We start from the raw sequence: 19,302 nt of genomic DNA, 5'->3' as shown, positions 1-19,302 counted from the left end.
CCCTCGGTGACGAGGGCTTTTTTGTGCAGCTATTGCACCAGTTGGTTGATCTCGATGATCGGCAACAGCACCGCCATCACGATCACCAGCACCACCGCGCCCATCACCACGATCATCAGTGGCTCCAGCAGTGCGGTCATGCCCATCGCCCGGCGCTCGATATCGCGGGACAGTGTCTGCGCGGCGCGATCGAGCATCGGCGGCAGCGAGCCGGTCTTTTCGCCGCTGGCTATCAGGTGGATCAGCAGGGGCGGAAATACTTTCTCCGCCGCCAGCGCCGTGGCCAGGCTGACGCCTTCGCGTACCTTGGCGGTGGCGTCGCTGACGCTTTGGCTCAGGCAGTCGTTGGACAAGGTCTGGCGTGCCGCTTCCAGTGCACGCAACAGCGGCACCCCGGCGCCGCCGAGAATCGCCAGGGTCGAGGCAAACCGTGCGGTATTGAGCCCGAGTACAAAACGCCCGATCAGCGGCAGGCGCAACACGCGACGATGCCAACCCAGACGCGCCAGCGGGTTGCGCAGGTACACACGCCAGCCCCAGAAACCCGCGATCAAAGCACTGAGGCACAGCCAACCCCAACCGCGAATGAAATCACTGGCATTGAGCATCGCCAATGTCAGCCCGGGCAAGTCCTGGCGCGCCTGGGAAAACGCACTGACCACCTGGGGCACCACGTAGCTGAGCAGGAAGATCACGATGGCGATCGAGACCAGCCCTACCACCCCAGGATAGATAAACGCGGTGAGGATTTTACTGCGCAGGTTATTGCGTTCTTCGATGTAGTCGGCCAACCGCTCCATCACCTGGGCGAGGTCGCCGGACTCCTCCCCCGCCGCAATCAGCGCGCGGTAGATCTCCGGAAAGTCCCGTGGCCGTGCAGCCAAGGCATCCGCCAGGCGCATGCCGCTGCGTACATCGGCACGCACCGCACTCAGGGCCTGGACGATGTGTTTACGCTCGGCCTGCTCCACCGTGGCACTCAACGCGGCCTCCAGCGGCAGGCTGGCGCTGAGCAGGCTGGCCAGTTGCCGCGTGGCCCAGGCCAGGTCGTTGTCCGACAGCTTGGCGCTGAACAGGCCCGCGCCAGCCCCCGAGGCCGTATTTTGCTCAAAGTGCACCGACAAGGCTGTCAAGCCACGCCGGCGCAGAATCCCGAACGCCTCGCGCTGACTGTCGGCTTCCAGGTGTCCACTCTCGATCTTGCCCATGGCGTCGGCGGCTTCAAAACGGTAGCGATTCATCAGGCGTCCCGTGTCACGCGGAGCACTTCTTCGGGTGCCGTCACGCCGCTGTTGACCCAGCGTTCGCCATCCTCACGCATGCTGCACATACCGGCGCTGCGGGCTGCGGCCCTGAGCGCCTGCTCACCGGCGCCCTGGTGAATCAGCGCGCGAATCGCGTCGTCAATGCAGAACAGTTCATGAATGCCGGTGCGACCGCTATAGCCGGTGTGGTTACACGCCAAACACCCCAGTGGACGCCAGGTGCCCGGGCTGGCCGGGTCTTCTTCCTTGCATTGCGGGCAGAGACGACGCACGAGGCGTTGCGCCAGAACCCCAAGCATTGAAGACGCCAGCAAAAACGGCTCGACGCCCATGTCCAGCAGGCGGTTGACGGCGGAGACCGCGTCGTTGGTGTGCAACGTAGCGAGTACCAAATGCCCCGTGAGCGAGGCCTGCACCGCGATTTGCGCGGTCTCCAGGTCGCGGATTTCACCGATCATGATGACGTCCGGGTCCTGGCGCAGGATCGCTCGCAGCGCCAGTGCGAAGGTCATGTCGATCTTGGCATTGACCTGGATCTGGCTGATGCCCGGCAGGTCGTATTCCACCGGGTCTTCCACGGTAAGGATATTGCTGGTGCTCGCATCCAACCGAGCCAGCGCCGCGTACAGGCTGGTGGTCTTACCGCTGCCCGTAGGCCCGGTGACCAGCACGATGCCGTGGGGCTGGCGGATCAAGGTGTCGAGGCGCGCCAGCAGCTGCGGCTCCATGCCCAGGGTCTCCAGTTGCAAACGCCCGGCCTGCTTGTCGAGCAAGCGCATCACCACGCGCTCGCCATGCCCGGTGGGCACGGTCGACACACGAATATCAATCGGCCGACCCGCCACGCGCAAGGCGATACGGCCGTCCTGGGGCAGGCGTTTTTCGGCGATGTCGAGCTGGGCCATGATCTTGATCCGCGACACCAGCGCGCCATGCAGCGCCTTGCGCGGCGACACCACATCCCGCAACGTGCCGTCGACGCGGTAGCGCACCACCGAATGGCTTTCATAGGGCTCGATATGGATATCACTGGCCTCGTCCCGCGCGGCCTGAGTGAGCAAGGCGTTGATCATGCGGATCACCGGCGCGCCGTCCTGGGTGTCGAGCAGGTCGGTGATCTCGGGCATGTCCTGCATCAGGCGGTCGAGGTCGACCTCGTTTTCCGCTGCACCCACCACGGCGGCGGCGCTGCCGGTGTCGGCGTAGGCACTGGCCAGGAGGCCGTCGAGCTCGTCATCGCGTACCTGCTCAACCCGCGACTGGCCGAACTGGCGCCGCACTTCGCTGATCGACCAGCCGGGGGTGGAGGGGCAGACGGTCAGCAGCATGCCGTCGTCACCGGGACGCAGGAGGATGCGTTGGGATTTGGCCCAGGCGTAGGGCAGCAGGCTCATACCCCTCTCCCACAGGAATACACATTTGGTCCTGCGTACAACAGGCTCACGGTCGTGCACCTACAGGCACCGCCCGAATCACCGCCCTCGGCCCCTGCTGCTGCCCGCCCGGAATCGCCTTCTCCACCGACGGCAATTGCGGCGCCTGCACATCCGGCATCGCCCAGCTGTGTTCCGGCTGGGAATGGCCCTGGGCACGGCGCATGTAGTCATAGCGGTTCAGGGTGATCGCGCGCCCGGCACCACTGTCGCGGATGATATACGGGCGCAGGAACACCATCAGGTTGGTCTTGGTGACCGCCCGGCGCTCATTGCGAAACAGCACACCCAGCCCCGGAATGCTCGACAGCCACGGCACGGCTTCATTGCTCTGGCTGTAACCGTCCTGGAGCAGGCCACCGAGGACCATGATCTGCCCGTCGTCGAGCAAAATACTGGTGTCGATCGCGCGCTTGTTGGTAACGATGCCGGCCGACGCGGCGCTGCTGGACGCGCGCTCATCGATGCTGCTGACTTCCTGGTAGATATCGAGTTTGACCGTGCCACCCTCAGAGATTTGTGGGCGTACATTCAGCTTCAAGCCGACCTCTTCACGGGTGACCGTCTGGAACGGATTATTGCTGGTACCGCCGCCACCGGTCACGTAGCTGCCACTGACAAACGGAATAGTCTGGCCCACAAAAATACTGGCCGCCTCGTTATCCAGGGTCAGCAGGTTCGGCGTCGACAGGACGTTGCTGCCGCCTTTGCTTTTAAGCGCGCGGGCCAACACCTTGAGGTCCATGACCTTGCCAATGCCGGGCACATCCACGGTACCGTTGATGAAGCCGAGGCTGAGTCCGCCGGGCAGCACGTCAACGCTGGTCTTGCCATTCAGATTGAACCCCGCGCCGCCCAGGTTAGTCCCGCCGATCACGCCTTTGCCGGCCAGGTCGCCGCTCTGCCACTGCACGCCGAACTCATTGGCATCGTCCTCGCCGACTTCAACGATAAGGCTTTCAATCACCACTTGGGCGCGGCGCTGGTCGAGCATGTCGATGACTTCACGCAGGTTGCGGTACAGCGGCTCCGGGGCAGAAATCAGCAAGGTGTTGGTGGTCGAGTCGGCCTGGAGGGTCACGCCACCGGCGGTGAAGGCAACGTTTTGCTCATTCGTTTGCCCGCCGGGCTGGCTGCTCGAGCTGCCGGTCGTCTGCGCCGACTCATTGGCGCTGGTGGTACTGCCTTGGCCACTGCCCTGCCCGGTCTGGCTGCCGGAGATATTGGCACCCATTGTGCTGAGGGCCGACCGCGCATTGTCACCGCCACCGCTGTCGCTTTCACCGGTCAGCAAACCGCGTAACGACTGCGCCAGTTTCGCGGCCTGGGCGTTGCGCAGGTACACCACGTGCAAATTGCTTGGGTTGGCTTGGGCGTTATCCAGCTTGTAGATCAAGTTACGCGCCAACTCGGTCCGCTCCGGGCTGCCGGCACGAATCACGATCGCGTTGGAGCGCGGGTCGCCCACCACCGTGATTTTCTGCGTCGGATCGCTGCCCGGCTGCTCCAGCAGTTGCGAGACCATTTCGGCGATATCCACGGCGATCCCGTTTTGAACCTGCACCACGTCGGTATCGATGGCGCTCGGGGTATCGATACCGTCGATAAGCTGCGCCACCCGCGCCAGGTTCTCGGCGTAGTCGGTGACAACGATGGTGTTGTTGCCCGGGTAGGCGTTGATCGGGTTGTTCGGCGAAACGATCGGGCGCAGCACCGGGATCAGGTTCACCGCATTTTCGTATTGCAGGCGGAAGGTGCGGGTGAGCATGCCGCTGCCGCCCGGCTTGTCGGCACTGTAGATCGGCCCGCCGAGCAGCTTGGCATCGGCCTCGGGCACCACGTGCGCGATACCGCCCACATCCACCACGCTGAAGCCCTGCATGCGCAATGCCGCCAGCAGCATATCGTAGGCCTGATGCGCCGGCACCTGCCCTTCGGAAACCAGCGTGAGGGAGCCCTTGACACGCGGGTCGACCAGGAACTGCTGCCCCGTCGCACGGGACAACGCCCGCACCACGGCTTGAATGTCGGCCTCGACGAAATTCAGCGTGACCGGTTGATCGCCCAAGGGTTTGTTCGGCGCCACGCCGCTGTGACCGGCACCGCCGCCACGTCCGGGGTTGGTAACCTTGTGCAAGGGCCGCGACTGCCGTTCGATCTGCACTTGCGCACGCTGCCGGTCTACCAGGGCATCGCCGCTGCGCTGGGTGGTGGCCAGGGGCAGCCCGAGCTCACTGTCCTGGGGTAAATCCGCAGTGGGCTGCGCGCTGCACGCACTCAGTGCGAGCAACAGAAACGGCGCAGCCGTGCGTACATAATGGGAACCTGACCACTTCATGATGCTTCCTTAGCGCCGTGCATCCGATCCATACGGACGGTTCCTGTGAGAGTGCCTGCCGTGTTGTCGGCCGAGGCTTCGCTGGCGCGTTGCAAACGGGCCTCCACCACGTCCAGCGAAAATTGCCTCGGGTCACTCAATAACCAGCCGAGCACCGCATCGGCGGGGGCCGAGTCCAGTGTCAGTTGCCAGGACGCATCCTGGGCCTGTAACCGGTAGTGCCCCGCCAGTCCGGCAGCGTCGAGGGATTGCCGCAAGGAGTGTTCAAGGTCCAGCCCGACAGGCGTGGTGACCTCGCGAAGCAACAGCGCCAGTGCCTGGCTCTGGGCGCGCAGCTTCGGGGTTTCGGCTTGCCAATAGTCAATGCTCTTGAGCGCCGGCTGGATCAGCGACAGCCAGACCAACAGGCTGGCAAGAAACACCGCCGCACCGCTGAGCATGGTTTTTTCCCGCGGGGCCAGCGCTTTCCAGCGTCCTCTGAATGCCATCAACCTCGGATTATTCATCGTCGTTTTCCACGCTGGAATCACCCTCTCCCGACGCGGGTTCGGCCATCGCACTCAGCGTCCAGATGCGCTCGTTGCGGTGGGCGGAAAGTCCCGCCTGGCTCAGCGCAGCCTGTACAGCGCCGTCGGCAGCGGGAGTGGCTTCGGCGGTCATCTGCAGCTGCAACTGGCGCTCGCTGAAGGTCAGCTGCTGGACGCTGCCAGCCATGAACGGCAGCGCCATGGCGGCTTGCTGCACCAGGTAAGCAAAGTCGTGATTGAGCTGCGCGGGCCCGCCCCCTTGCCGGATCGCCAACTGCTGGCGGGCCTGTTGCAGAGGGTTGAGAATCACCGGCAGCTCGGGAAATGCGTGCTTCACGCGCTGGCTCATCTGCTGCTTGAGCTGCTGCCCTTGCGCAACCTCGCGGGCGGCGTAAAGGTTGAGCCCGGCCACCCAGACACCCACGGCCAACGCACAACAGCCCAACGCCCGCCCCCAACCGGCCGCCGGTGCAGTGCGCCGGCCGACCCCGGCGTGCAATCCCCAGCCAGGGGCAGCGCCGTTCCAGCGCTGATGGCCCACGGGCCACAGCACACTTTCGCCGGTGGCGGCGAGCGCTTCCAGACGGTCCTCAACCAACGGTTCCATCGCCCCATGGGAGAGGCTGAAACGCAGCAGCAACTGGCCCTCAACCACACACCCATTGACCTGCCCGGCCGCTGGCACGGCTAAGCGGTAAGGCGCTGGATACAGGCCGCTCAGCTTCAATCGGTGCAGGTCAAGCAACTGACCGAGGCGATCCAGTAAAGCCTTGGGCAGCCAGCTCAGGTGCACCTGTCCATCGGCATCTCGAGCGCTGTGCGCCACATGCATCTGCTCGCAGGGCCCCAGGATCAAGGCCTGCGCAGCGCAGGTAACGGCCGCATCGATACGGGACGCTGACAGAGGCGGAAGTTCAATGCGCGTAAGTACCGTGTCCATGGGGTGAAGGAAACACTCGACGGCCTGAGACTTGGCCTGTTGTCCCAGCTGGCCAAGGGTGCTGATGCCGGTATGGCTGACGTGCCCCTTGCGGTCCAGTTGCGCGAACTCAAGCTCGGTGTCCGACGTCAAGGACTCCAGCGGCGGCAAGGCAAGGCGCAGGCGCGTCATACGCCCAGCCTCGACCAGATCACCCTGGGCATTGCGTCTTCCGGACGATGCAGCAGCGCAGCCAGGTGAACACGGCGCTGGTTGCGACGGGCCTGCCCCTGGAGCAGGAACCACTCACTGGTGATCCCGACGTTGAGGTGATCCACGTTCAAGTTGGGCAATCGCGCACGGTTAACGAAGTCGCCGCGATTGATAAACCACTGGCCGCGATCGCGCTCGGCGACCAACGCCTTGGCCTGCGCCCAGGACAAACCCGGCACCACCGCGGCCAGCACCTCGGCGCTGGCCGTATTGCCGTTGACCCAGGTGTTGACCGGAAGAATGCTGACGTAGCGCTCGAGCCGCGCCAGGACCCGCTCATTGAGGCCTTCGATACCGCGTAATTGATCAAGACTGCGCAGCATCGGCTGGGTGGCGGGTAATGGCGGGGGCGGCTGCCCCACTGTTGAGGCAACCGGCCTGTGTGGGTAGGCCGCAATCACGCGTTGGCTGATGCGCTGCGCCAGGCGGGCCTCGACACCGATCATCTCGCACAACCGCTCAAAGCTGCGCATCTGCCCGAGATCAACAGACTCTTGGGCGATTAAATTGCGCAGGTTGAACTTGCCTTGCAGGTCCTCAAGGCGGCCTTCGAATTCGCCGTCCTGAGCGGTGTTGATCGGCCGGGCCCATGGCTGGTCAAGCCGCGTCAGCACATCCTGCTCGCGGGCGTCCCGGAGCAATCGTCGGCTGACTTCCAGGCCGCCCAGCAGTGATGCACTGCCCTGCACTCGCGCCTGCTCGGCCTCAAGCGAACGGGTAAAAACGCTCTGGCGGGTGAGCATGCCGGCGGCGAGCACGGCGACCACTGCCGCGATCAGCATCGCGCTGATAATCGCCATGCCGCGCTGTTTCGCCCCTGTGGGCGAGTGTGATTTCATGGCCGCGCTTAGAGCTGCCAGGATCCGATATCGGCATTCACACCGTCGCCATCAGGCTGTCCGTCGGCACCGAGGGAGAAGATGTCGACTTCGCCGTTCGCGCCGGGATTCAAGTAATGGTAAGGACGGCCCCAGGGGTCGTTGGGCAGGCGCTCCAGATAAGAACGCCAGTTGGTATTTTTTGCATCTGCCGGGCGCTCGACCAATACCTTGAGGCCCTGGTTCATGTTGGGATAGGTGCCATGGTCGAGGCGATAAAGCTTGAGCGCCTGCATCAGGCCGGCGACGTCCTGCTTGGCCGCAATCGCCCTGGCCTGGTCCGGACGGTCCAGCACTTTAGGCACGACAATCGCCGCCAGAATGCCGAGGATGACCACCACCACCATGATCTCGATCAGCGTGAACCCTTGCTGAGCGTGGCGGGCGCGAGGCCCATATTTGATGCGCGCGAAATCCATATCCACCATCCTTGGCTCGATCCTAATTCGGCGCGCAGTGTAACAAAACTAACTATCTGGATAGCAAAAATAATTGGCCGCTGCCCACGGCTCTCTGAGTGCTACTCTACGGCGTGTTTTTACGCCAAGAGTGACCCATGGAGCTGTCGCGCAAGGAGCAGGGTTTTACATTGATCGAGGTGCTCGTGGCCTTGGCGATCATTGCCGTGGCGATGGCGGCGGCGGTCCGCGTTGCAGGCTTGATGACCCAGAGCAATGGGTTGCTGCGCGACCGCTCGATGGCGCTGCTGTCGGCCCAGGGCAGGCTCGCCGAACTGCGCCTGGAGGGACGCCTGCCCAGAGGGCACAAAGCGTTTGACTGTGATCAGGGGCGTTTGCAGTTGCGTTGCGAGCAGAGCATCGCACCGAGCGCCGATGGACGCCTGATGCGCGTCACCCTGCTGGTGTCGGAGCGCAAGCGCGAGGCGCCGCCGCTGGCGCGGGTGGAAACGCTGCTCAACCCGCCGAAGACAACGCCCCAATGAGCGTTCAGGGTCGGGTCAATCGCGGTAGCACCACCGAGTCCGGCAGCGTGCTGACCTTAATGCGGGTGTGCTGCGTGCCCCGCTCAATCACTACTGCATCGCCCTCGATCGCCGCCAGGCGCACCCCTTGGGCCAATGACTCGCCCACCCGAAAACTGCGCGGCGGCCCCTCGTTCAGGCTCAGGATCGCCACCGCCCCGCGCGCGCCGGCCATCAGGCCAGAGACCTTGATGTCCACCACTGCCGGCTGGTTGGAAAACCAATGCAACGCCGGTGTATCCGGGCGCGCGGCCAAAACCGGCGGCTCGACCGGCGGCACCTGGGACTCGGCCGATGTCAGCAACACGGAAGACCAGACCAGCACACCCGCGAGCGCCGTGGCCAATGCCACTGCCTCCACCACTCGCGGCGCGGTCAAACGAAGAATAGCGACCAAGACAAAACCTCCTTGTTGTCCTGCCGGGCAGTCTACAGGAGAGACCCACGACGAAGGAGCGTTGTGTCATGACCAAGGCCAATCAGCAAGGCTTCACCCTGATCGAATTAATGGTGGTGCTGGTGATCATCGGCATCGCCTCGGCGGCGATCAGCCTGAGCATCAAACCCGACCCGTTGCAATTGCTGCGCAAGGACGCCAACCGCGTGGTCCAGATGCTGCAGATCGCCCAGGCCGAAGCCCGGGCCGACGGCCGCCCCATCACGTGGCAGGCCGACACTAAAGGGTTTCGCTTCAGTCGGCGCAACGCGCCTGGCCAGGGTTGGGATCACTTCATGAGCGATCCGCAACTGCGTCCCCGTGCCTGGGAAACACCCTCGATGAGCGTTCGTGTAACCCCCAGGCAACCGGTGGTACTGAATGCCGAATGGTTTGCCTCGCCCTTGCAACTGCAGCTTTCGGATGGCCAGCACCGCCTCGACATTCAACGCACCGCGACAGGACAAATACGCGTGGCGAACCAACCATGAAAACAGACCAGCACGGTTTTACCCTCATTGAAGTCATGGTAGCAATCATGCTGATGGCCATTGTCAGCCTGATTGCCTGGCGCGGCCTCGACAGCGTGAGCCGTGCCGACAGCCATCTGCAGGCCAGCACCGAGCAAACCGAAGCGTTATTGCGCACACTCAACCAGTTGGACCGCGACCTGGCCCTGCGCGCCAGCGTTGAACTGAGAACGCCAGCCTTGAACGATGACGAACAGCCCGACGGGCTCGCCGCAATCAGCGTTCGCAGCTCCGACCAGCATGATTTTCAACTGAACGTGATTCGTAACGCAGCCCTTCCCGAAAACGGTCTGCAACGGGTGCGCTGGTGGCTGGAGGGTGACACGCTGTACCGCGCCACATCAGCGGCCAGTGATCGATACCCGTTGCCGCCCCCAAAAAAAGCGGTGGCTGTCTTGTCCGGCATCAGTGACCTGCAGGTGCGCATCTGGGAAGCGGGCCAGGGCTGGCGTCAGCTGGCCGGCAACCGTAAGGCCGATCCCATCGGCCTGGAAATCAGCCTGACCCGCCAGACGCCGCAGGGGGAAGAACGCTATCGGCAAGTGGTGGGGCCGCTGCAATAACCTCATCTTTTCAAAGCCGCTTCGCCTTCGCCAGCTCAGCGATCAGAAAATCCCTGAACGCCGAAACCGCCGCCGGTAGATTGCGCCCAGCCATGCTTTGCAGTTCGATGCGCCGCGCCTGCATGCCTTCATCAAGGATCGGCAAGCATTGCAACTGCTTGTCCGCCACCTGTTGGTGCAAGGTCATTTCGCTGGCCAGGCTGATGCCTCCCTCTTCACGGACGAAACTGTAGAGCGCGGCAACGTAATTGGTGGTCAATACCGGGTCGAACAACAACCCCTGGACGCCGCAACAGATGTCGAACAGTTGCCGTATCGTAGTGTCGGCCTTGGGTAACGCAATGGGCCAGGGTTGCAACTCGGCGAGGTTGACAGACTCCCGCCCGGCCAAGGGATGGGCATTGGAGACCACGGCAAAAATCGCCCCGCTCAGGACATGTTCGACCTTGATTTCCTTTTGCGGCGTCAGGCTGAACGTCATTGCCAGATCGGCTTCACCGGAGCGAACCTTCTCGGTCGCTTCAGCGGGCGCACAGACCTCCAGCGTAAAATGAATGCCCTGATACTCACGCCTGAACGCGCTGATGCTCCTGGGCATGTATTCCAAGGCAAATCCTTCCGAACAAGCAACATGCACATGGCCGCGTTGCAAGCCATGCAACTCGGTAATTTCCAGCACCACCTGCTCGGCCTCAAGCTGCGACTTGCGCGCATAAGCCGCCAGTCGCGCCCCCGCCTCGCTGAGCACCATGCCGCGGGCACGACGCTCAAACAGGCTGGCATCCAGGGCCAACTCAAGCTTGGAAATTTGCCGGCTCACCGCTGATGCCGCCACATTCAGCCGCATTGAGGCCTCGCTGATCGATCCGCATCGCGCGACCTCAAGAAAATAGCGCAGTGCCGTGGACTGCACGCCATACAGCTGCATCGGAGCCCCCAAGGATTGCCTTTTTGGCAAAGGAAGTATCGAAATATTGTGCTTGCGGCATTGATAGCCCTTCCCTACATTCGTGTCCAGACCAAAAAAAACAGCGCCCGACCTTTTCCTCCTCCTTCTACGCATTTGCGATTCGCTGCCCTTTGATTCAACCACTCTCGCCAACGGAGACGACGGCATGGGCATCAAAGGTTTCGCCTGCAGTATCGCGCTGATGGGCCTTATCAGCAGCTTTCCGGCACATGCCGGCAAAGCCAACGACACCCTGGTTTACGCTTCCGACAGCGAGCCTGAAAACATCAGCCCCTATCACAACGATTTACGCGAAGGCGTGATTCTCGGCCGGCTGATCTGGGACAACCTGATCTACCGCGACCCCAAAAGCGGCGAATACAAACCCATGCTGGCCACCAGCTGGAAGCAGGTCGACGACACCACCCTCGACTTTGAGCTGCGCAAAGGCGTCAAATTTCACAACGGCGACGCCTTCACCGCCGACGACGTGGTGTTCACCCTCAACTACGTGGTGTCGCCCGAAGCGAAAGTCGTTACCGTGCAAAACGTAGACTGGATCAAGGGCGCCGAAAAAACCGGCGACTACAGCGTCCGCCTGTATTTGAAGAAGCCTTTCCCGCCGGCACTGGAATACCTGTCCAACGCCGTTCCGATGTTTCCCAAGCAGTACTTCGAGAAGGTCGGCCTGGCCGAATTCAGTCGCAAGCCCATTGGCACCGGGCCGTATAAAGCCGTGTCGGTGGTGGCCGGCGAAGGCGTGACCATGGAGATCAACAAGGACTACTTCCCGGACAGCCCACAAGGCAAGCCCCATATCAGCCACCTCAAGTTCCGCGTGATCCCGGATGCAGAAACCCGTCTGGCCGAGTTGATGACCGACGGTGTCGACTGGACCTGGCGTGTGACCTCGGATCAGGCGGTCGACCTCAAGGGTATGCCGAACCTGACCGTGACCAGTGGCGAAACCATGCGCATCGGTTTCCTGATTCTTGATGCACGGGGCACCTCCACTGAAAACTCACCGATGAAGAACCTCAAGGTGCGCCAGGCCATCAACCATGCGATCAACCGCAATGCGCTGGCCACGCAATTGGTGGGGGGCGAAGCCAAGCCCTTGCAGGTTGCCTGTTATCCCGGCCAGTTCGGTTGCGATACCACTGCGGCCACGGTCTACGACTATGACCCCGCCAAGGCCAAGGCGCTGCTCGCCGAAGCCGGTTACCCAAATGGCTTCGAGACAGAAATCTTCGCTTATCGCGACCGTGATTACGTCGAAGCCATCATCGGCAACCTGCGCGCAGTGGGCATCAACGCCAAGCTGCGCTACTTGAAGTACGCCGCCCTGCGCGATCAGCAACGTGGCGGCAAGGTGCCCATGTCGTTTCAGGCCTGGGGCTCGTTCTCGATCCTCGACACCTCGGCGTCGGCCGGTACCTGGTTCAAGGGCAATCCGGACGACAACATCAAGGACCCACAAGTCCAGGGCTGGTTGCAGACCGCCGACAATGCCCTCGACCCGCAAGTGCGCAAGGACAACTACCGCAAGGCCTTGCAGCGCATCAGCGAACAGGCCTACTGGGCGCCGCTGTTCAACTACTCGATGAACTACGCCTACACCTCGGAACTCGCGTTCACACCGTACCCGGATGAGCTGCCGCGTTTCGTCGAGTCCACGTGGAAGTAATACGTAACCGGGCGCACGGACTCTCGTGCGCCACGGACACGTCCTCACACTTGTCATCCATTGGATATGAGGAAACTTGCCATGCTTGGATTCCTTCTGCGCCGCCTGGGCATCGCCATTTGCGTTGCCATTACCGTGTCGGTGATCAGCTTTTCTCTTTTGCACCTGTCCGGCGACCTCGCCACTGCCATTGGCGGACCGGAAGCCACCAGCGAACAGATCGAACAGATTCGCGTGCAGTACGGCTTGAACAAACCGCTGCCGACCCAGTACTTCAACTGGCTGGGCGATTTGCTGCGGCTGGACCTGGGCAACTCGTTTTTCTTTCAGGAATCGGTCTACAACCTCGTCGCCAGCCGCTTGCCGATTACCCTGGGGCTAGGTGCCATGGCGCTGGGGATCGCCTTGCTGGTGGCCATTCCACTGGGCGTGCTGGCCGCGGTCAAACGCGACACCTGGGTTGACCGGCTGGCCTTGAGCATCGCGGTGCTGGGTCAGGCGATGCCAAGTTTCTGGTTTGCGCTGATGCTGATCGTGGTGTTCGCGGTGACGCTCAAGTGGCTGCCGGTGTCCGGCAACGCGACCCTGCTGCACTTCGTCATGCCGGCCATTGCCCTGGGCTACTACGCGACGCCGGCAATCATGCGCCTGACCCGCGCCGGCATGCTTGATGTGCTCAGTTCCGATTACATCCGCACCGCCCGCGCCAAAGGCCTGCGCCCTGCCCGCGTGTTGTTCAAGCATGCACTGCGCAACGCGCTGATTCCGGTCGTCGCGCTGGCGGCGGTGGAGTTCGGCTTCATGCTCGGCGGCTCGGTGGTGATCGAAACCGTGTTCTCCCTGCAGGGCATCGGGCAACTTGCCTGGGACGCCATCGCCCGTGATGACTTTCCGGTGGTACAGGCCGTGGTCCTGTTGATTGCGGTGATCTACATCATCCTCACGTTGCTGGCCGATGTGCTCAACGCACTGCTCGACCCGCGTATTCGCGTGCGCTAGGAGGCCTACATGAGCACCCCCACTACCCTCGTGATCAATGACTACCTGCCACCACCGAGCAGCCTGAGCCGAGTGCTTGGCAAGAGCTTGCGGCACCGGGGTTTCGCCATCGGCGCAGTGTTGTTGCTGATTATCTTCGCGGGTGCACTGTTCGCGCCGTGGCTGGCACCTTACGACCCTTATGCGCAAGACGTGATGCTGCGCATGAAACCACCGGTATGGATGGCCAACGGCACCTGGGAATACGTGCTCGGCACCGACAAGCTGGGCCGTGACTACCTGTCGAGGCTGCTCTACGGCGCACGTATTTCGCTGTTCATCGGCATTGCAGCGGCGCTGATTTCCGGCTTTATCGGCACGCTCATGGGGCTGTTGGCGGGCTACTACGGCGGCAAGGTCGATGGGTTTATCAGCTACCTGATCACCACCCGGCTGGCGATGCCGGTGGTGATGGTCGCGCTGGCCTCGGCCTCGCTGATGGGCGGCTCACTGAAAGTGGTGATCGTGCTGCTCGGCTGCCTGTTATGGGATCGCTTCGCGGTGGTGGTCAGGGCCTCGGTGCAACAGATTCGCGATGCTGAATATGTGGCGTCGGCCCAGGCGCTCGGCTGCTCGACCCTACGCATTCTGGTCAGTGAAATCCTGCCCAATCTGGTCGGCGCACTGATCGTTGTCGCGACGCTGGAAATGGCCCACGCGATCCTGCTGGAGTCGGCCCTCTCGTTCCTCGGGGTTGGCGTGCAGCCACCGACGCCGTCCTGGGGCCTGATGATCGCGGAAGGCAAGCCCTACATGTTCTTTTCCCCGTGGGTCATCGCCATTCCCGGCGTCGCCCTGATGATTCTGGTGCTGGGCATCAACCTCGTCGGCGATGGCTTGCGCGATCTGATCCTGCCCGACGGCCGTAACTGAGAGACCGCCGTAACTGATAGAGGGAACCGAACATGGCACTACTCCACGTAGAAAACCTGCGCGTGGACATCCCCATGGGCAACAGCCCGACGCCGGATGACATGCTGCATGCCGTACGCGGCCTGAGTTTTGAAGTCGAGCGCGGTGAAATGCTGTGCATCGTCGGGGAATCCGGCTGCGGCAAATCCCTGACCTCGCTGGCGTTGATGGACCTGTTGCCACGCAAGGCCAAACGCACCGCGTCCCGGCTGACGCTGGACGGCATCGACATGCTCGGCCAGAGCGAGCGGCGCATGTGCGACCTGCGCGGCAACCGCCTGGCGATGATCTTCCAGGAGCCGATGACCTCGCTGAACCCCGCCTACAGCATTGGCGATCAACTCAGCGAGGTACTGACCCAGCATCGCAAGGTCTCACGCAAGGAGGCCCTGGGGCGCGCCGCGCAGATGCTGGAAAAGGTCGGGATCAGCAATGCCACCGAGCGCTTGCGCCAGTATCCGCATCAACTTTCCGGCGGGCTGCGCCAGCGGGTGATCATCGCCATGGCCTTGATGTGCGAACCGGACCTGATCATCGCTGATGAGCCCACCACGGCCCTGGACGTGACCATTCAAGCGCAGATCCTGCGCTTGATCCGCGACATCCAGAAAGAACTCGGCCTGGCGGTGATCTTCATCACCCACGACCTTGGGCTGGTGGCACGGATCGCCGACCGGGTCGCCGTGATGTATGCCGGGGAAATCGTCGAAACCGCCCCTGCCCTGCAACTGTTCGAGAATCCGCAGCATCCGTACACACGGGGGCTGCTGGCGAGTATTCCAATCCCTGGCCGGACCAAACCGGGTGAGGCGCTGGGTTCGATTCCAGGCCTGGTGCCGAGTCTGGTCGGCGAACAGCAAGGGTGTGCGTTCCGCAATCGTTGCGGTCAGGCGATCCCGGCCTGCGCGCAACACATCCCCGAAGTCGAACAGGACGGGCACATGGCGCGCTGCCTGTTCGCTGCCCCGGCACCGGCACCGATTCGCCTTCAGGAGCGGGCAAGGTCATGAAAAAAGACATCGCTTTGGAGCTGTGTGACATCCGCCGTGAGTTTCGGATCAACCAGGGCTTTTTCAAACCCGCCGCCACCCTGAAGGCCGTGGATGGCGTTTCCCTGCGCCTGATGCGTGGCGAGACCCTCGGTCTGGTGGGCGAGTCCGGTTGCGGCAAAAGTACCCTGGCCAAGATGCTGCTCGGTCTGTTGCCGCCCACCAGCGGCGACGTGTTGGTCAATGGCAAACACCTGGCGGCGACTGATCGCAAGGAAATGTCCCGGCATATCCAGCCGATTTTCCAGGACCCGTATTCCTCGCTGAATCCACGCAAGACCCTGCGCGAAATCGTTACCCTGCCGCTGATCGTGCATGACATCGGCAGCACCGCAGAACGACGCAGGAAGACCGAAGCAATGCTTGATGTGGTCGGCCTCCCCAAGCGGGTAATCGACAGCTACCCGAGCCAGCTGTCCGGCGGGCAACGCCAGCGGGTGGCGATTGCCCGGGCGCTGATCATGCGCCCTGACGTGTTGATCTGCGACGAGCCCACCTCAGCGCTGGATGTGTCGGTGCAGGCGCAGATTCTCAATCTGCTGCAGGACCTCAAGCGTGAATTCGGCCTGACCTATCTGCTGATCAGCCATAACCTGGCGGTCATCGAACACCTCGCCGACCGGGTCGCCGTGATGTACCTGGGGCGCATCGTCGAAGAACGCACGCGCGAATCGTTGTTCGCTCAACCCGGTCACCCATATACCCGCGCCTTGCTGGATTCGGTGCTCACGCCCGATCCGCGCCTGGGCATTCCCGAGATCGGCCTGCACGGCACCTTCCCCAACCCCATGTCACCGCCGTCCGGCTGCGCTTTCCATCCGCGCTGCCCGAGCTGCTTCGCCCCCTGCAAAACGGCCTACCCGGCCAATGGTCCGCTTATCGGCGGCAACGTGCGTTGCCACCTTCACGATACTTCTGCCCAAACACTGGAGCTTGTCCACTCATGAGTCGTTCACTGGCTATCAGCAACACCACAGCGCAATTCGACAACGGCGAATTCTTCAATCTGCTCCAACGCAGCGTCGCCCTGCACACCGAAAGCCAGGCAGCGGACAGCCAGCCCGAGCTGTATCGCTACCTCAATGAGTTCATCACCCCGCATGTCGAGGCGATGGGTTTCAGCGTCAAGATCTATGACAACCCGGTGGCCGAGCGCGGCCCCTTCATGATCGCCACGCGCATTGAACACCCGGACCTGCCGACCGTGCTCAGCTACGGCCACGGTGATGTGGTGCGCGGCTATGAGGCGCAATGGCGCGAAGGCCTGTCGCCGTGGCACGTCATTGCCGAAGGCGATCGCTGGTACGGCCGCGGCACGGCGGATAACAAAGGCCAGCACCTGATCAACCTGACCGCCCTGGAACAAACGCTCAAGGCGCGCGATGGCCAACTGGGTTTCAACGTCAAGCTGCTACTGGAAATGGGCGAAGAAGAAGGCTCGCCGGGCTTGAACGCATTCTGTGCCGCCCACAGTAAAGAGCTTGCGGCGGATATCTTCATCGCCTCGGACGGCCCGCGCCTGGCGGCATCACGCCCGACGATTTTTCTCGGCTCGCGCGGGGTCTTCAACTTCGAGCTGGTGGTCAATTTACGTGAAGGCGCCCACCACTCCGGCAACTGGGGCGGGTTGCTGGCCAATCCCGGCATCATCCTGGCCAATGCCATCGCGAGCATGGTCGATGAACACGGTCGGGTGAAAGTGGCGGGCCTGATGCCCGAGACACTGCCGGAGCCGGTTCGGCAGGCGCTGGCCGATATTGCCGTGGGTGGCGGACCGGGCGATCCGGACATCGACGCCAACTGGGGTAACCCGGCGCTTTCGCTGAGCGAAAAGGTGTTCGGCTGGAACACCCTCGACGTCATCGCCTTCAAGACCGGCAACCCAGACGCCCCGGTGCATGCGATTCCTGGCAAGGCTAACGCCCACTGCCATATCCGTTTCGTGGTCGACAGCGACTACACGACCTTTATCCCGGCGGTACGTACCCACCTGGATGCGCATGGCTTCAGCAATGTCGAGGTCAAGCAAAGCCGCATCGATGTGATGCATGCCACTCGGCTGGACCCGCAGAGCCCTTGGGTCGATTGGGCGCTCGGCTCCCTGGCACAGACCACCGGCAAAAAACCTGCGCTGCTGCCAAACCTCGGTGGTTCGCTGCCCAACGACGTGTTCGCGGACGTGCTCGGCCTGCCGACATTGTGGGTGCCGCACTCGTACCCGGCCTGTTCACAACATGCGCCGAACGAGCACTTGCTGGCGCCGGTGGTCAAGGAAAGCCTGCAAATCATGGCCGGGCTGTTCTGGGACCTGGGCAACGACGCGGCACGCCTGACCCGGGAACATCAGTTACGGGAGCAGGCGCAATGAGCGCCACGCCACAACAGGCCCTGGACTGGCTTGCCGACCAGCGCCAAGCCATGGAAGCGTTGCTGCGGCGCATCGTCGACACCGACTCCAACAGCTATGACAAGGCGGGTGTCGACGCCGTGGGCGCCCTGCTCGCGGCTGAACTGGAGGCCGACGGCATCCTGCTCAAGCGCATACCGGTCGAGGGTTTTGGTGACGTGCTGCTCGCCGAAGTGCCAGGCGATTCTGGAAAGCCGGTGTTGCTGCTGGGCCATCGCGACACGGTCTTCCCCAGGGGCACCACCACGACTCGCGGCTACAGCCGCGACGCCAACCTCGCCTACGGCCCCGGCGTCGCCGACATGAAAGGCGGCCTGGTGCTCAATTGCTTCGCGCTCAAAGCACTCAAGCGCGCCGGCCGGTTGCCCTATCCGGTGCAGGTCCTGTACACCGGCGACGAAGAAATCGGCTCCGGCAGCGCCAGGCCCCATATCGAAAACGCCGCCCGTGCCGCCCGCGCCGTGCTCAACACCGAACCTGGCCGGGCCAGCGGCAACGTGGTCAGCGCACGCAAAGGCGGGGCTACGCTGATCATCGAAGTCAGCGGCCGCGCGGCGCATGCCGGGGTCAACCATGCCGACGGGGCCAGCGCCATCGAGGCCCTGGCACGCAAGATCGTCAAGCTGCATGCCTTGACCGATTACCCGGCCGGCATCACCACTAACGTTGGGCTGATATCCGGTGGTACGTCGAGCAACACCGTCGCGCCCAGCGCCTGCGCGCGGCTGGACGTGCGCTTCATCGAACTCAAGCACTGGGATCGGATCTTCAGCGCAATCCAGGCCATCGTCGCCGAAGAAGAACTGATCGGCACCCGCGCCGTCCTCAAGGAAGCGACGACCTTTCTACCGATGGAAGCACTCCACAGCGAACGACTGCTGCACCTCTACCAACAAAAAGCACTGGCATTGGGTTTCAGCGTCGAAGGCGAATTCACCGGCGGTTGCGCCGACTCCGGCTTTACCGCCAGCCTGGGCGTTCCAACCCTGTGCGGGCTCGGCCCGGTGGGCGGCAAGGTCCACACCGATCGTGAATACCTGGAGCTGGACACCCTGGTGCCTCGCGCCCTGGCCCTGGTGGCGACCATTCTGGCGGTCGGCGACAGCGTTTGAGGTC

The 19,302-nt window shown here is 62.9% G+C and carries 19 protein-coding genes; 10 read left to right on the top strand and 9 right to left on the bottom strand.

Annotation, left to right across the window (positions count from 1 at the left end; translation table 11 throughout):
• Positions 1–29: 29 nt before the first annotated feature.
• From gspF to gspG, 7 genes are read right to left on the bottom strand one after another with little or no spacing between them, the layout of a single operon-like run.
• Entirely contained in the window at positions 30–1,241 is a 1,212-nt protein-coding gene (gene gspF, locus J3D60_RS00975) for a type II secretion system inner membrane protein GspF (RefSeq protein ID WP_253488801.1), read from the bottom strand.
• Positions 1,241–2,659: a type II secretion system ATPase GspE gene (gspE, locus tag J3D60_RS00970; RefSeq protein ID WP_253488799.1), complete on the bottom strand. Its 1,419-nt coding sequence runs from the start codon at positions 2,657–2,659 to the stop codon at positions 1,241–1,243. The genes gspF and gspE overlap by 1 nt, the downstream gene beginning before the upstream one ends.
• Before the next feature lie 46 nt (positions 2,660–2,705).
• Positions 2,706–5,036: a type II secretion system secretin GspD gene (gene gspD / locus J3D60_RS00965; RefSeq protein WP_253488792.1), complete on the bottom strand. Its 2,331-nt coding sequence runs from the start codon at positions 5,034–5,036 to the stop codon at positions 2,706–2,708.
• Positions 5,033–5,542: a type II secretion system protein GspM gene (gene gspM, locus J3D60_RS00960; RefSeq protein WP_253488788.1), complete on the bottom strand. Its 510-nt coding sequence runs from the start codon at positions 5,540–5,542 to the stop codon at positions 5,033–5,035. The genes gspD and gspM overlap by 4 nt, the downstream gene beginning before the upstream one ends.
• The gene (gene gspL / locus J3D60_RS00955) at positions 5,535–6,674 is read right to left on the bottom strand and encodes a type II secretion system protein GspL (protein ID WP_253488784.1); all 1,140 of its coding nucleotides are present in this window, start codon (positions 6,672–6,674) and stop codon (positions 5,535–5,537) included. The genes gspM and gspL overlap by 8 nt, the downstream gene beginning before the upstream one ends.
• Positions 6,671–7,594 (bottom strand): type II secretion system minor pseudopilin GspK, encoded by a 924-nt coding sequence (gene gspK, locus J3D60_RS00950; RefSeq protein ID WP_065939615.1) that lies wholly within the window; start codon positions 7,592–7,594, stop codon positions 6,671–6,673. Before gspK ends, gspL begins: the two co-directional genes overlap by 4 nt.
• Before the next feature lie 8 nt (positions 7,595–7,602).
• The gene (gene gspG, locus J3D60_RS00945) at positions 7,603–8,052 is read right to left on the bottom strand and encodes a type II secretion system major pseudopilin GspG (protein ID WP_027603442.1); all 450 of its coding nucleotides are present in this window, start codon (positions 8,050–8,052) and stop codon (positions 7,603–7,605) included.
• A 137-nt stretch (positions 8,053–8,189) separates the two neighbouring features.
• On the opposite strand from gspG, the gene gspI reads away from it, so the two are divergent.
• Positions 8,190–8,576, top strand: coding sequence for a type II secretion system minor pseudopilin GspI (gspI, locus tag J3D60_RS00940; RefSeq protein ID WP_065939614.1), 387 nt, complete (start codon positions 8,190–8,192; stop codon positions 8,574–8,576).
• Positions 8,577–8,580: 4 nt separating this feature from the next.
• On the opposite strand, the gene J3D60_RS00935 is transcribed toward gspI, so the two are convergent.
• A complete protein-coding gene (locus J3D60_RS00935) occupies positions 8,581–9,012 on the bottom strand; it encodes a type II secretion system protein N (protein ID WP_253488781.1) in 432 nt (143 codons plus the stop codon).
• Positions 9,013–9,080: 68 nt separating this feature from the next.
• Between J3D60_RS00935 and gspH the strand changes: the two genes are divergently transcribed.
• A complete protein-coding gene (gspH, locus tag J3D60_RS00930) occupies positions 9,081–9,542 on the top strand; it encodes a type II secretion system minor pseudopilin GspH (protein WP_253488779.1) in 462 nt (153 codons plus the stop codon).
• Positions 9,539–10,144, top strand: a complete 606-nt coding sequence (gene gspJ / locus J3D60_RS00925) for a type II secretion system minor pseudopilin GspJ (protein WP_253488777.1) — start codon at positions 9,539–9,541, stop codon at positions 10,142–10,144. The genes gspH and gspJ overlap by 4 nt, the downstream gene beginning before the upstream one ends.
• A gap of 10 nt (positions 10,145–10,154) precedes the next feature.
• On the opposite strand, the gene J3D60_RS00920 is transcribed toward gspJ, so the two are convergent.
• The gene (locus J3D60_RS00920) at positions 10,155–11,072 is read right to left on the bottom strand and encodes a LysR substrate-binding domain-containing protein (protein ID WP_027603431.1); all 918 of its coding nucleotides are present in this window, start codon (positions 11,070–11,072) and stop codon (positions 10,155–10,157) included.
• Positions 11,073–11,259: 187 nt separating this feature from the next.
• On the opposite strand from J3D60_RS00920, the gene J3D60_RS00915 reads away from it, so the two are divergent.
• From J3D60_RS00915 to J3D60_RS00885, 7 genes are all read left to right on the top strand, one after another.
• Complete coding sequence (locus tag J3D60_RS00915; RefSeq protein ID WP_027603430.1) at positions 11,260–12,780, top strand: ABC transporter substrate-binding protein; 1,521 nt, start codon at positions 11,260–11,262, stop codon at positions 12,778–12,780.
• A gap of 81 nt (positions 12,781–12,861) precedes the next feature.
• Complete coding sequence (locus J3D60_RS00910; RefSeq protein ID WP_027603429.1) at positions 12,862–13,779, top strand: ABC transporter permease; 918 nt, start codon at positions 12,862–12,864, stop codon at positions 13,777–13,779.
• 9 nt (positions 13,780–13,788) lie between these two features.
• A complete protein-coding gene (locus J3D60_RS00905; protein WP_253488774.1) occupies positions 13,789–14,691 on the top strand; it encodes an ABC transporter permease in 903 nt (300 codons plus the stop codon).
• 32 nt (positions 14,692–14,723) lie between these two features.
• Positions 14,724–15,740, top strand: a complete 1,017-nt coding sequence (locus tag J3D60_RS00900) for an ABC transporter ATP-binding protein (RefSeq protein ID WP_027603427.1) — start codon at positions 14,724–14,726, stop codon at positions 15,738–15,740.
• Positions 15,737–16,726 (top strand): ABC transporter ATP-binding protein, encoded by a 990-nt coding sequence (locus J3D60_RS00895; RefSeq protein WP_027603426.1) that lies wholly within the window; start codon positions 15,737–15,739, stop codon positions 16,724–16,726. The genes J3D60_RS00900 and J3D60_RS00895 overlap by 4 nt, the downstream gene beginning before the upstream one ends.
• Positions 16,723–18,147 carry a M20 family metallopeptidase gene (locus J3D60_RS00890; protein WP_065939601.1) on the top strand — a complete coding sequence of 475 codons (1,425 nt, stop codon included), beginning with the start codon at positions 16,723–16,725 and terminating at the stop codon, positions 18,145–18,147. Before J3D60_RS00895 ends, J3D60_RS00890 begins: the two co-directional genes overlap by 4 nt.
• Positions 18,144–19,298 (top strand): M20 family metallopeptidase, encoded by a 1,155-nt coding sequence (locus tag J3D60_RS00885; RefSeq protein WP_253488771.1) that lies wholly within the window; start codon positions 18,144–18,146, stop codon positions 19,296–19,298. The genes J3D60_RS00890 and J3D60_RS00885 overlap by 4 nt, the downstream gene beginning before the upstream one ends.
• Positions 19,299–19,302 lie beyond the last annotated feature (4 nt).

The organism is Pseudomonas sp. S3E17, assembly GCF_024168685.1.
GTDB lineage: Bacteria > Pseudomonadota > Gammaproteobacteria > Pseudomonadales > Pseudomonadaceae > Aquipseudomonas > Aquipseudomonas marginalis.
Note: the sequence above shows the minus strand (reverse complement) of the source record. Positions and strands in the feature narration are given on the sequence as shown.